The organism is Sulfurospirillum sp. (assembly GCF_036802865.1).
Classification (GTDB): Bacteria; Campylobacterota; Campylobacteria; order Campylobacterales; family Sulfurospirillaceae; genus Sulfurospirillum.
In genome coordinates, this window is the sequence record NZ_DAIRVK010000005.1 from 166693 (window position 1) to 179304 (window position 12612).

General features: G+C 40.8%; 12 protein-coding genes. 4 read left to right on the plus strand and 8 right to left on the minus strand.

Annotated features, from left to right (window positions below):
• Positions 1–2 precede the first annotated feature (2 nt).
• From V7Q04_RS11490 to V7Q04_RS11505, 4 genes are all read right to left on the minus strand, one after another.
• The gene (locus V7Q04_RS11490) at positions 3–539 is read right to left on the minus strand and encodes a ferric reductase-like transmembrane domain-containing protein (protein ID WP_333805264.1); all 537 of its coding nucleotides are present in this window, start codon (positions 537–539) and stop codon (positions 3–5) included.
• Positions 536–1453 carry a protein-methionine-sulfoxide reductase catalytic subunit MsrP gene (gene msrP, locus V7Q04_RS11495; protein WP_333805265.1) on the minus strand — a complete coding sequence of 306 codons (918 nt, stop codon included), beginning with the start codon at positions 1451–1453 and terminating at the stop codon, positions 536–538. The genes V7Q04_RS11490 and msrP overlap by 4 nt, the downstream gene beginning before the upstream one ends.
• A gap of 55 nt (positions 1454–1508) precedes the next feature.
• Positions 1509–2324, minus strand: coding sequence for an NAD(+) diphosphatase (gene nudC, locus V7Q04_RS11500; protein WP_333805266.1), 816 nt, complete (start codon positions 2322–2324; stop codon positions 1509–1511).
• Between the two features lie 88 nt (positions 2325–2412).
• Positions 2413–4026 carry a methyl-accepting chemotaxis protein gene (locus V7Q04_RS11505; protein ID WP_333805268.1) on the minus strand — a complete coding sequence of 538 codons (1614 nt, stop codon included), beginning with the start codon at positions 4024–4026 and terminating at the stop codon, positions 2413–2415.
• 159 nt (positions 4027–4185) lie between these two features.
• Here V7Q04_RS11505 and V7Q04_RS11510 point away from each other — a divergent pair, with 159 nt between their 5' ends.
• The gene (locus V7Q04_RS11510) at positions 4186–4737 is read left to right on the plus strand and encodes an HPP family protein (RefSeq protein ID WP_333805270.1); all 552 of its coding nucleotides are present in this window, start codon (positions 4186–4188) and stop codon (positions 4735–4737) included.
• 94 nt (positions 4738–4831) lie between these two features.
• The gene (locus tag V7Q04_RS11515; protein ID WP_333805271.1) at positions 4832–5233 is read left to right on the plus strand and encodes a PAS domain-containing protein; all 402 of its coding nucleotides are present in this window, start codon (positions 4832–4834) and stop codon (positions 5231–5233) included.
• Positions 5234–5253: 20 nt separating this feature from the next.
• On the opposite strand, the gene V7Q04_RS11520 is transcribed toward V7Q04_RS11515, so the two are convergent.
• Positions 5254–6018 (minus strand): exodeoxyribonuclease III, encoded by a 765-nt coding sequence (locus V7Q04_RS11520; protein ID WP_333805272.1) that lies wholly within the window; start codon positions 6016–6018, stop codon positions 5254–5256.
• Positions 6019–6157: 139 nt separating this feature from the next.
• Here V7Q04_RS11520 and V7Q04_RS11525 point away from each other — a divergent pair, with 139 nt between their 5' ends.
• Positions 6158–6646 (plus strand): CreA family protein, encoded by a 489-nt coding sequence (locus V7Q04_RS11525; protein ID WP_333805273.1) that lies wholly within the window; start codon positions 6158–6160, stop codon positions 6644–6646.
• A gap of 97 nt (positions 6647–6743) precedes the next feature.
• On the opposite strand, the gene V7Q04_RS11530 is transcribed toward V7Q04_RS11525, so the two are convergent.
• The 3 genes from V7Q04_RS11530 to V7Q04_RS11540 all read right to left on the minus strand — a co-directional run bounded on the left by V7Q04_RS11530 (position 6744) and on the right by V7Q04_RS11540 (position 11695).
• Positions 6744–7997 (minus strand): arsenic transporter, encoded by a 1254-nt coding sequence (locus V7Q04_RS11530; RefSeq protein ID WP_333805274.1) that lies wholly within the window; start codon positions 7995–7997, stop codon positions 6744–6746.
• A complete protein-coding gene (locus V7Q04_RS11535) occupies positions 7994–8308 on the minus strand; it encodes an ArsR/SmtB family transcription factor (protein WP_333805275.1) in 315 nt (104 codons plus the stop codon). Before V7Q04_RS11535 ends, V7Q04_RS11530 begins: the two co-directional genes overlap by 4 nt.
• A gap of 279 nt (positions 8309–8587) precedes the next feature.
• Positions 8588–11695 carry an efflux RND transporter permease subunit gene (locus tag V7Q04_RS11540; protein ID WP_333805276.1) on the minus strand — a complete coding sequence of 1036 codons (3108 nt, stop codon included), beginning with the start codon at positions 11693–11695 and terminating at the stop codon, positions 8588–8590.
• A gap of 103 nt (positions 11696–11798) precedes the next feature.
• Between V7Q04_RS11540 and V7Q04_RS11545 the strand changes: the two genes are divergently transcribed.
• Positions 11799–12587, plus strand: coding sequence for an ABC transporter ATP-binding protein (locus V7Q04_RS11545; protein WP_333805278.1), 789 nt, complete (start codon positions 11799–11801; stop codon positions 12585–12587).
• Positions 12588–12612 lie beyond the last annotated feature (25 nt).

Here is a 12612-nt window from a genome sequence, read left to right on the forward strand (position 1 = left end):
ATTTAACTCTTCCGCCACGCCCAAATTCGTTCCCCTAAAAGTACCACGCCAACGGCAACGACACTATACTCAAACACCCCAGCAACCTTTTGTGCCCAGAAGCTATGAAGCAGTGCAAGTGCAAGAGCAAGATAGACAGTTTTGTGGTACGTTGAAAACTTTGAAAAAAGTTTTTTAAATGAGGTTAGAGTCATCAAAAAAAGGATAATGAAAGCAATAGCACCGACATAAATAAACGGTTTTTTGAGGCTTTTTTCAAAGATGGTGATGAAGTCAAATTCGCTGTCTAAGATGACAAAAACGCTTACATGTAAAAGGGCGTACATAAACGCAAGCAAGCCGATAGTCTTGCGATAACGAAGCAAATTTAGCCCGCATATTCTTTTACATGTCGAGGGTATGAGCGAGAGTAAAAGAAGCGAAATTGCCCCGATGCCTGTGTACGAGTAGAGCATCTTGATAGGGTCGATGGCGTTGTCAAGTTTGTAGTACGCAAGCCCCAGTGGAAGGAGAGCAAGAAGGACGAGGAAGACTTTCAAAAAAACTTCCTTAAGTCCATTCCTGCGTAAAGTGAGGCGACCTCTTTTTCGTAGCCATTGAAAGGCAAGGTATCTTGTTTGGTGAGTTTTCCAAGCAATCGCTCTTTGGCTTGTGTCCAGCGTGGATGGTCAACGGCAGGGTTGACATTGGCGTAAAAGCCGTATTCTTTCGGATTTTGTTCTTGCCATGTGTTGAGTGGTTCACTCTCTACAAGCTCTATTTTATCGAGTGATTTGATGGACTTAAAGCCGTATTTCCAAGGTACGACGAGGCGAATAGGTGCGCCATTTTGAGGCAATAAGCGTTTCCCGTACATACCCACAGCGATGAAGGTAAGCGGATGGCGAGCTTCGTCCATGCGTAACCCCTCAACATAAGGGTAATTGATAGAAGAAAATATACCTTTCGCTTGGTCTGGAAAGATGCTTGGGTCGTGTTTTGTGGTGAACTTTACGTATTTGGCTTTGCTGTTTGGCTCTAAGTAGTCCAGTAGTTTGTACAGTGGAAAACCAATCCACGGAACGACCATCGACCAGCCTTCCACACAACGAAAACGGTATATGCGCTCTTCAAGTCCAAATTTAGCGATGAGTTCATCCACTTCGAGGGTCTGCTTTTTGTTGATTTCTCCAGAAAGTCCAACACTCCAAGGCGTTGTTTTCATCTTTTGAGACAGTTTAACAGGAGCTGTTTTGTCGGTGGAAAATTCGTAAAAATTGACATAATTGGTAATCTGCTCAAAGGTGTTGGATGAGAGTTTTTGCAGGTTTATGTCGGGTGTGTATGAAAGGCTCATATCTTGGGGCAGTTCGGCTAAAAGCTGGGAAATGGCTGTACTGCTCACCAATGCGCCTGCTCCAAGTTTGAGAAAATGTCGTCGCGTTTCAAAAAGCGTTTCAGGTGTTATATGCATAGTAAACTCCTCTTGGAAAGTTCACCAATTTTAACAGAAAAAGATCAATGAAAAATCAATGATTTTTCAGCCATGCGTCGATCATAATACCTGAGATGGTAGCAAGTTTTGGAAGCTGTGGTAAGTTTTCTTTCGTAAACCACTTGGCATCTTCGATCTCTTCGGGTTGTAACGTGAGTTCACCGCTTTCATATTCTGCGAAAAAGCCTATCATCAAGGAGTGCGGGAAAGGCCACGGTTGTGAGCCAAAGTAGCGAAGGTTTTTGACGCGAATGCCAACCTCTTCGTACATTTCACGATGTACCGCATCTTCAACACTCTCCCCAGCTTCTACAAAGCCAGCAAGAAGGCTGTACATGCCCGTTGTAAAGTAGGGTGAACGTGCTAGAAGTATCTCATCACCTTTTGTAATGAGTACGATGCACGCAGGTGATAAACGAGGAAAAACGGTAAAGCCACAAGTGGTACAACTAAGGGCTGAGAATTTTTCTGCATAGCCCATAGGATCACCACAGCGTCCGCAGTGTTGGTTGTCGTAAAGCCAGTGTGCGAGTTGTTTGGCTCGAGAAAGCATCGCATAAAGATGCGGTGGATGAACGTCAAGAAATTCTCTCAGATTGGTTTTGACAAGGTGTTCGGGTAGGGTGGTTTTTTCATCCCAAATGAGGAGCGTATAAAGAGACGCTTCGATCTCTCCTATGTGAAAGCTATGGCGTGGTTTTTCCATGTTTTCAAACACATGTGCTGGCGGTAATGAGCCATCAATCGCCATCAATAGGGCATCGCCACAAAAGCCTAAAAGAATGCTCTGTTGCTCATCTCGTGGTTTAAAATGAGGTGTAAGTTTTAGTGAAATAGTCTGTTCAAACACGCAATACCCTTTGACATGTAAAGTCCAAAATGATAGCAAATAATTGGTTAAGAAATGTCCAAAGAGTCTTCCTCTTTGGACAAAAGCATTAGGCTGTTTTAAATTGTGCCAGAGTATGGCTAAGGGTTGAAGAGAGTTTGGAGAGGTGTTCTGCCGCAGCAGCGATTTCTTCGACACTTCTGGCATTAGAGCTGGAAAGGGTGTTAATTTCTCCGATTTTTTCGATGACCGCTGTTTTGATAAGCTTAACATTGCTGTTTGCTTTTTCAACAACTTCATCGGTTGCAAGCACACTCTGGTCTAACATATCGACTGCATCATTGGTTTGTGTGGTGACTTGGTTGGAAAACTCGGAAAGTTCATGAATACGCTTAGCGTTGTGGTTCATCTCTTGACTAATGTCGCTGATAGACTGGACGATGACATTGACCGTAGCATTGGTCTCTGTGAGGCTTTTTTGCGTACGTTCTGCAAGTTTTCGCACTTCATCGGCAACGACGGCAAAACCACGACCATGCTCACCTGCGCGTGCTGCTTCTATAGCGGCATTGAGCGCTAGAAGGTTGGTTTGGTCTGCGATGTCACCTATGACATCAAGAACGGATTTAACTTGTTCTGCTTCGTTTGAGAGATGGTTAAGTCGCTCGTTGATAGCAGCTTCTGCCTGAGCGGTATTGCTGAGTTGAAAAATGGTTTCATTGAGTAGTTTTTGCGCGTTTAGTAGGCTTGCTTGGGCATTGGACGTAATCTCTTTGACATTTTGGGACTGTACACTCGCATCGCTGATGGCGCCCGCAACTTCTTTGGCATCGTTCGTGGTTTCGTAAACGACTTTGGATTCTTCTTCTGCTCGTTTACCTATTTGAAGGCTTGTGCTGGAAAGTTCTTCGGCAACGGAAGCGTTTTCGATGGCATTGTCTTTGGCGTCATTCAGAGCACTCGCGACATCTGCTACAAGGGAGTTAACCGCTTGGATGATGTCATTGATCTCATCTTTAGAATCAATGTTTATTTTCATGCTCAAATCTTTGTTTTGGCGCATCAATTCACACCCTGCCTTTGCCCGTGCCACAGAGTTTTTAATCGAACGCGTCACAATGAAAAATATCATAAAAACGATGACTAAAACGATGACTAACGTAATTTGGGAGGTTAACATGTTTGTATCAAGTCGGTTGAAGTTATTTTTCTTCACAGAGCTTGCCAAATCGTCTATTTTTTCTGAAAGCGTAGCAAACCCTTGGCTGCTTTGTTTGTAGTATTCATCAATCTTTTTGGCATCTTCAGGGTGATTTTGCGCGAAGCTTGGTTCATGTATGGTTGCGCCGTATTTTTTAAAAAGTTGCATTCTTGGCGTGTTAACATCATGCCATTGGATCAATAGGTTTTTGAGCGTTTCAATACGTTGATGGTTTTGGGGACTCATCAAAATGAGTTTCAGTGCATCAAAATCTGCTATTAATTGTTGATATGTTTTTTCATAACGATCCAGATTGGTTTGTTTAAAATAGAGTTGATAATCACGCTGTTCTATGCGTAATACCATCATTGTATTTTCAATATCAGCAATATTAGTGAGTCGAATTGCTGCCATTTTGGCATCGTTTCCTTCTTTGAGGCTTTCAAGTCCTAATGCACTAAATCCTAAAAAAATAATAATCAGTAAAAATGCAAGTTTGTTTTTGATCGTTGCCAATAACATGGTTCTCCTTTTGTTTTGGCGCGTATCGTAGTGAGTTTGCGTAAATTATATGTAAACTTTAAAGAAAAAATGAGGAAAAAATATAAATGACTTGATGTGAGTCATACCAAAAAATCGTCAAATTCTTTAAAATAAACAAAATTATTTGGGGAGTAAGGTGTGATTAGAAGTTATGTGCAAAGAATGAAGACAAAGTCACAACCACCTTCAAGGAAGCCTTTAAGCAAGATACTTTGGTCAGGATTTGGTGCATTTGTTGGGATTTATTTGATTGCAATTTTCGGATACTACTTTTCTATGGAAAACAATTTTTTTCTCTTAGGCTCTTTTGGTGCATCAGCAGTTCTGATTTACGGCGCACCGCAAGCTGATTTTTCTCAACCACGTAATATTTTAGGCGGTCATGTGCTCTCAGCATGCGTTGCGGTCTTGCTTTTAAAGTTTTGTTCACCGTTTTTTTCGACAGAATTGTTGTGTGCTCTTAGTGTATCCATCTCTATTATGGTGATGCACTTTAGCCGTACTATGCACCCACCTGGAGGTGCTACGGCACTGATTTATATCATGGGAAATGAACATATTCACTCTTTAGGGTGGCTTTATCCCGTGACTCCCATCGGCTTAGGTGCCATTATTATGCTTTTGGTGGCACTGTTAGTCAATAACTTTTCTCAAAACAGTAAAAGACACTATCCCACATATTGGTGGTGAAAAGTTTTACATGCAATGTTCCATATAACGCGAATGTCACATTAATATTGTAAAATCTTAATTGAAAATGATAAATTGGCAAAGGTAAATGACGATGAAAAGAGATTATATTAATATTTTAGAGTGTATAGGACATGGGGTTTGGGAGTGGGAACCTATCGCAAATCGCATCACTTTATCACCTCAATGGATTACAATGTTAGGCTATGATGCAAAAGACTTTGTTCAGACGAAAGATAAATGGATGTCACTTATTCATCCTGAAGATTTAACCAACTGCCTCAATGAACTTACGGCACTTTTAAGCGGTCGCACCAAGCATTATCAACATCAACACCGTATGTTATGCAGTGATGGAAGTCATAAATGGGTGCTTGACCAAGCCAAAGTCATTGCGTACAATGAACATGGGTATCCTACTAAAGTGGTTGGAACACACACGGACATTCATGATCTTAGAACAACCCTCGAAATGTATAAACAGCAGCGAAAATAAGGCTTTATAGCTAACGGTATTTAAATTTCGATTTCAATACCCACAGGGCAATGGTCAGAGCCTTCAATGTGGGTTAAAATAAATGCATCTTTCAATCGCGGTTCCAACTCTTTGGAGATGAAAAAATAATCAATTCTCCATCCTACATTTCGCTCGCGTGCACTAAACCGGTATGACCACCATGAATAGGCATCTTTCACATCGCCATGAATGTGCCTAAAGGTGTCGATGTAGCCATGTTCTAAAAGTGAGTCAATCCAAGCGCGCTCAATAGGCAAAAATCCTGAGGTCTCTTCGTTGGCTTTAGGATTTTTAAGATCAATAGAGCGGTGTGCCGTGTTGACATCGCCACAAACGATGATGCCTTTTCCCTCCGCTCTTAGCGCTTCGGTATATGCCAAAAAATCACTGTAAAATTTCATTTTATGAGAGAGGCGTTCTTCACTTTGCTGACCGTTTGGAAAATAGACGTTAAACAAAACCACATCACCAAAATGATGCTCCAAAATGCGTCCTTCATGGGTATGGTCGATGTCATAAGCCGTATCGGTCTTTTCAAAGTCGATGGTCGAAAAGCTCATCGTACCCGAATAGCCTTTTTTTGTGGCAGAATTCACATGACTACATACAAAGGAGTGTGCAAAAAGAGACTCAGGAATTTGGTGAGCTTCTGCTTTGATCTCTTGCAAGCACAAAATGTCGGGTTTGAATTCATCTACCCACCCAAAAGCATTTTTAGAAGCCACAGCACGAATGCCATTTACATTCCACGAAACTAATTTCATTGATTTTCCTTTTTACATCTAAAAATAAATTGTACTCAAGAACGTACTAAACATAGGTGAATTGTAAAAGTTAACCCGTTCTTTTTATTTTAGAAAAACAAAGTAAAATGGTAAAAATAACTTCTAAAAAAGGTCAAAAATGATGCGATCTTATACTCTGAAAATGTTAGTTCCTCTGATGCAAATTGCTCTCATTTCGCCTCTGTTTGGTGAAGAAATTGGTTCAGTCGATACCGCGTTCAAGCTTATCGGCGCTAATCACAAAATCGTCATAGAAGCGTTTGATGACCCAAAAGTTGAGGGCGTTTCATGTCATCTTTCCCGTGCTAAAACAGGAGGGCTGAAAGGTACGTTTGGCGTTGCGGAAGATACCTCTGATGCTTCGATTGCGTGTAGGCAAACGGGTGTGATTGCCCTTTCTAAAGAGGTTTCATCTAAAAAAAGCGATGGCGAGCGCGTTTTTAAAGAGTCCACGTCACTTTTGTTTAAGCATATCCAAGTGGTGCGCTTTTACGATGCAAAACGCAATACGTTGATTTATTTGACCTATTCTGACAAACTGATTGATGGGTCACCTCAAAATGCCATTTCAACGGTGCAGATTACCAATGCTATTTTTGAGAAATAAACGACAGTAATGAGCATTTTAATTTCATAACCACTGCAGAATTTGGGCAGATACTTCGCCGATTTTATTTTTGATTCATTCCATACATAGGTAAAGACTAGACAAGGCTTAGTAGCACGATTAGAAGAATAGGCGGTGTGACGAGTAAGCCAAATTTTGAGTAGTCCCAAAAGCTGATTTTCACCCCTTTTTTTGCCATAACATGTAACCAAAGAAGGGTGGCAAGTGAGCCAAAAGGGGTCATTTTGGGACCTAAGTTACAGCCAATGATGTTGGCGTAGGCAAGGGCGGTATTTTGGATGTCATGAAGCGCAATGTCCATAATCATCACACTGGGCATATTGTTCATGAGTGCACTTAAAATGGCGGCGATAAAGCCTGTACCTACGATGGCGATGGTGTTTCCTTGGGCATTTAGCGCATTTAAAATGTGCGTTAAATAGGTCGTGAGTCCCGCATTTTTAAGCCCATAAACGACGATGTAAAGCCCGATGCTAAACCAGACCACTTGCCACGGAGCGGTTTTGATAATTTGCCACGGCTGTACTGCTTTAAAGTAGCGTGCAATGGCAAGAAAAAGAAGTGCGCCACCCAAAGCGATAAAGCTAATCGGAATGTGGTACTGCTCTCCCACAAAGTAGCTTCCCATAAGGGCTACGATAAAAACCCATGCGAGGTAAAAAAGTGGTTTAGACTTTAACACTTCATCAGGATGTTTTAAGAGTTCTACGTTTACATGTACAGGAATATCTTTGTGTAAAAAGAGCCACAAAACCGTGATGGAAACGAAGGTACTCACCACGTAAGGTGTAAACATTACGCTTAGGTATGTGGAAAATCCAATGTTAAAATAGTTTGCGGTGACGATGTTGGTGAGGTTTGAAAAGACAAATGGAAGTGAAGCCGAATCTGAGATAAATCCACCCGCAAGTAAAAATGCCACAATGGTTTTAGGTTCAAGTTTTAGGATGCGCATTTTAGCCAATAAAATAGGCGTGAGGATGAGCACTGCACCGTCATTGGCAAACAAAGCTGATATAAGAGCACCCAGTAAAAGCGAATAGACAAACATCAAGTGCCCATTGCCTTTTGAGAATTTTGCCATCCAAATTGCACACCACTCAAAAAAGCCTATTTCATCGAGGACTAAAGATAGGATGATAATACCGATAAAAGCGAGTGTTGCATCCCAAACGATGTTGGTGACGACCAAAACATCGGCAAAACTCACAATGCCTAAAAGTAGGGCAAAGCCCGCACCAATAATTGCGGATGTGCCTATTTGAAGTCCACGGGGTTGAATGATAACGAACAGAAGAGTGATGAGAAACAGTGAAAAAGCGAGGATCATGTTATATCTTTACACGCACAAACAGTTGAGCGTGTGGGCATCTCTAGATAGCTTATCTCTTCTAGGCATGCAAGCCTAAAACGATCCAGTGGCGAGCGAATCGCATAATACGCCCATTTTCCACGGCGATCAACGCGTAAAAAACCTGCATCTTTGAGAATTTTAAGATGACGTGAAACGCGTGACTGAATCATCGAAAAAGCTTCTTCAATCTCGCAAACACATACTTCACCGTGTGTGTGAATGAAGTGAAGGATTTGTACACGCGTTTCATCATTCAACGCGCCAACCGTTTTTAAAAAATTATCCATAGGGTTTCTCATTAATAGACTTCTTGCATACCCATTGAAAAAAGAGTATCGCTTATAGCACATCACTTTTTAAAACTAAAAACGTCGCCATAGCTTTGGCTATGACTCAATTTTGAGTTTTAAAAATTAACGCACTCAAAGCAAACTCTTTGTCTTTTCAAGGGGTATGCAAGAAGTCTAATTTATTTTTGCACAGTATAGCACAATGAGATTTTCATATCAAGATATATTGATATGAAGAAGAGATACGTGTTAAAAAAGAGAAAGGGCATTAAGCCCTTATTTTCGTACAAATCGCTCTTTGATTTTCATAATGAGGTAGAAAAAGAGTGGGGTAAAAAAGACACCGATGAGTGTCAGTGTCACCATGCCGCCTACAACGGTTGTTCCGATGACATGTCTACCATTTGAACCAGCGCCAGAGCTAATTGCTAGTGGTATAGTTCCCGCAATGAAAGCAAAAGAGGTCATGATGATAGGACGAAAACGAATCTTAGCCCCTTCTATGGTAGCATCAATCAAGCTCAAGCCTTCTTCCATTTTTTGCAGTGCAAATTCCACCATCAAGATGGCATTTTTCGCCGAAAGTCCTACCAAAGTGATAAGCCCAATTTGGAAGTAGATGTCATTTTGAAGCCCTCGTAGCCACACGCCAAGTTCTGCGCCTAAAAGGGCAAAAGGAACGGCCAGAACAATTGCCCAAGGAATCATCCAACTTTCATACAGTGCAACAAGAATAAGGAAGATAAACACAACGGCAAAGATAAAAGCCATATTGCCTTTTTCCAGAAGTTTTTTCTCTTGCAGTGAAGCACCACCCCATGCGATAGAATAGCCCTCAGGTAACACTTCTGCAGCGATCTCTTCCATGATTTTAATGCCTTCACCCGAAGAGTAGCCGACATTGGTTTCTCCTAAAATTTGAGCGGAGGGAAACATATTGAAACGTTTGGTAATATTGGGGTTCATCACACGTTTAAATGAGACTAAATCGCCTAAAGAGACAGAACTGCCATCACTCGCACGAACGAAGACATCATTGTAGTTTTTTTTGTCTTCACGAAAATCGCCTTTTGCTTGAACATTCACACGATAATTACGCCCAAAAAGGTTGATGTCATTGACATACAAGCTACCAAAGGTCGCCTGAATGGTGCTATAAATATCTGCTATCTCAATGCCATACGCTTTTGCTTTTTGGTTGTTGATGTCAATTTTAAATTGCGGCGTATTGGTGCTGAGTGTTGTTCTAACAGAGCGGAGTTCTTTTCGCTCATTGGCACGTTGGATAATCTCTTTTGCATAGACTTCAAGTTGTTGATAATCTCCATTGGCTCTGCTTTGCAGATACATCTCAAAACCACCTGCAACACCCAGCCCATTGATGGTAGAAGGGAAAATCGTAACAATTCTTGCTTCTTTATTGGTTGAAAGTTGTTTAAGTACATCTTTAGCAACAACCTCAATGGTTTGGTTCTCTTCTTTTCGTTCATTCCAATGCCTTAGCTTGACATAGCTATAAGCAGCCTCCGTTGTGTAGGCTTTTGAGGTGAATTCACTTCCTGAAAAACCTCCTACTTTTTGGACGGATGGATTTTCAAGTGCAATGTTTCCTACCTCGATATTGACTTCATGGGTACGTGAGAGTGAAGCAGCAGCAGGAAGCGAGCTGGAAAGGAAAAATGTTCCTTTATCTTCTTTGGGAATGAGTCCTGTGGGAATGGTATTCATAAGTTTCATAATGCCAAAAATCATAATGCCAAAAAGAAGGAGATTGAAAAAACTAAAACGAATGGTTGATTGAACAATTTGTCCAAAATGGTGGGTAATATAATCAAACATCGCATTAAATTTGCGAATAAACCAGACAGGTTCTTCCTCTTCATGCTTGAGTAGTAGCGCACACAGTGCTGGGGTGAGCGTTAAGGCAACAAATCCAGAAATAGTGACTGAAATGACAATGGTAATGGCAAATTGTCGTGACATCGTACCGCTGAGTCCTCCCATAAAAGCCGAAGGAATAAAAACAGCACTAAGGACTAAAACAATTGCTAAAACAGGCGCTGTGATCTCTTGCATCGCTTTAATCGTCGCTTCTTTAACACTCAGGCTCTCTTTTCGCAAAATCCGCTCGACATTTTCGATAACAATAATGGCATCATCAACCACCAGACCAATTGCTAAGGTTAGTCCAAAAAGGGTGAGAAGGTTGATAGAAAAGCCCACGGCATAAAATCCAGCAAATGTTCCTATAATCGAAACAGGAATTGCAAGAATAGGGATGATGGTAGCTCGAATGTTGCCTAAGAAAAGATAAACAACAAAGATAACAAGCGCAACCGCTTCTAAAAGCGTTTCAATAACAACTTTAATAGAGGCCTTTACAAATTGCGTTGGATCAAACGTCTCATCGATTTTGAGACCTTCGGGGAAATCTTTTTTGATTTCATCAATTTTTTTATCAAGCAGGTCTGAAACTTCAAGTGCGTTCGCTTTTGTATTGAGCGTAATACGAATCATTGAAGTGGGCTTTTTGTTAAAAATACCTTTGAAATAGTAACGCTCAGAGCCTAATTCAAGGGTAGCAACATCTTTCAGTTTAAGTGAAGAGCCATCTGAATTAGACTTCACTAAAATCTGTTCAAACTCTTCAGGTGTTTTGAGCCTACCCGATGACGTCACGGTGTAGGTAAATGCAAGATTTTTTTCTAAGGGTTCTTGACCAATTTGCCCTACTGGATATTCTTGATTTTGTGCTTTAATTGCGTTGATAACGTCGGTTGTTGTGATGTTATAAAATTGCAGTTTATAGGGGTCTATCCACACACGAATAGAGTACTCTTGATTTCCGGTAACTGCAGCTTCAGATACACCAGGAATTCGTTTAAACTCTTCAAGAATATTGTTAATAGCGTAGTTAGACATAAAGACAGTGTCAAAGCGGTTGTCATCGGAATATAAAACTAAAACACGTAATGTATCGTTTGAGCGTTCCGCGACGTCGATACCTTGTTGCTTAACGGCATCGGGAATTTTGCTTTGTGCAAGTTGGACGCGGTTGTTGACATCCAATTTGGCTTGAGCCATATCTGTGCCGACTTCGAAAAAGATATTCATCGTTAAAATACCGCTTGGCGATGTCGTGGACATCATATAAAGCATATTATCAACGCCATTTATTTTTTCTTCTAACGCACTGGCTACAGTGTTTTCAAGTGTTTTGGCATCAGCTCCAGGGTAGGTTGCGGTAATGATGATTTGAGGAGGGACGACATTGGGGTATTCCAAAACAGGTAAAGAGCGAATCGCCATGATACCAGCGATGATAATAATCAGTGAAACAACGATGGCAAAATTGGGTCGGTTGATAAAAAATTTAGAAAACATCTGAATGCACTACCTTTAATCTATGTTAGGAAATGTCACATTCTAACGAAATTTTGTGAATAATGATGTGATATAATCGTGAGATTGTATAAGGAGTTGTACTATGGAAATTATTCATTTTAAGCATATTAACGTAGCGTATGATGAGGAAGATGTTTTGCATGACATCAATCTTAACATCAAAGAGGGTCAACATACGGTTATTTTAGGAGCGAATGGTTCTGGAAAATCGACTTTATTAAAGCTCTTTTCCAACGACATTTACCCGCGTTTTAGTGAAACAACGACCAAAGAGGTTTTTGGCAAAACGGTATGGGATATTTGGGAGCTTAAAAAGCATCTTGGCATCATCACGAACGATTTGCACTATGAATTTACACAGCGTGCGGCTTTTCTTAAAGGTTTTGAAGTCATCCTTTCGGGCTTTTACAGCAGCTTTCATATCTATGAGCATCAGGAATTTTCACCTGTACATGTAAAGAAAGTGAATGAGGTTTTGAGTTTTTTAGAAATAGAACATTTAAGAGACAAACTCATCTCTGAAATGTCCACAGGTGAAATACGAAAGTGCATCATAGCACGCTCTCTTGTGCATGATCCAAAGGCAATGATACTGGATGAGCCAACCGTTGGTTTGGACATTAAAGCGCAACTCAATTTTATAGAGATGATACGAAAAATAGCAACACATCGAACCATCATTTTAGTGACGCACCATTTGGAAGAAATTTTTGAGGAGATTTCGCAAGTGGTACTTATCAAACAAGGGCATATTTACGCACAAGGTAAGAAGGAAGAGCTTTTAAATGACGCGCATCTTTCACATGTTTTTGATCTTCCTTTACATGTAAAGTGTGAAAAAGGGCGCTATTTTGTTCAAAGCGTGGGGTGATTAAACTTTTTTACAACCCTCTTTG

What these genes read in the sequence shown, in the direction of transcription:
- msrP (WP_333805265.1), bottom strand. Translation starts at nt 1,453, where the DNA reads ATGCATATAACACCTGAAACGCTTTTTGAAACGCGACGACATTTTCTC.
- V7Q04_RS11505 (WP_333805268.1), bottom strand. Translation starts at nt 4,026, where the DNA reads ATGTTATTGGCAACGATCAAAAACAAACTTGCATTTTTACTGATTATT.
- V7Q04_RS11515 (WP_333805271.1), top strand. Translation starts at nt 4,832, where the DNA reads ATGAAAAGAGATTATATTAATATTTTAGAGTGTATAGGACATGGGGTT.
- V7Q04_RS11520 (WP_333805272.1), bottom strand. Translation starts at nt 6,018, where the DNA reads ATGAAATTAGTTTCGTGGAATGTAAATGGCATTCGTGCTGTGGCTTCT.
- V7Q04_RS11525 (WP_333805273.1), top strand. Translation starts at nt 6,158, where the DNA reads ATGATGCGATCTTATACTCTGAAAATGTTAGTTCCTCTGATGCAAATT.
- V7Q04_RS11530 (WP_333805274.1), bottom strand. Translation starts at nt 7,997, where the DNA reads ATGATCCTCGCTTTTTCACTGTTTCTCATCACTCTTCTGTTCGTTATC.
- V7Q04_RS11535 (WP_333805275.1), bottom strand. Translation starts at nt 8,308, where the DNA reads ATGGATAATTTTTTAAAAACGGTTGGCGCGTTGAATGATGAAACGCGT.
- V7Q04_RS11540 (WP_333805276.1), bottom strand. Translation starts at nt 11,695, where the DNA reads ATGTTTTCTAAATTTTTTATCAACCGACCCAATTTTGCCATCGTTGTT.
- V7Q04_RS11545 (WP_333805278.1), top strand. Translation starts at nt 11,799, where the DNA reads ATGGAAATTATTCATTTTAAGCATATTAACGTAGCGTATGATGAGGAA.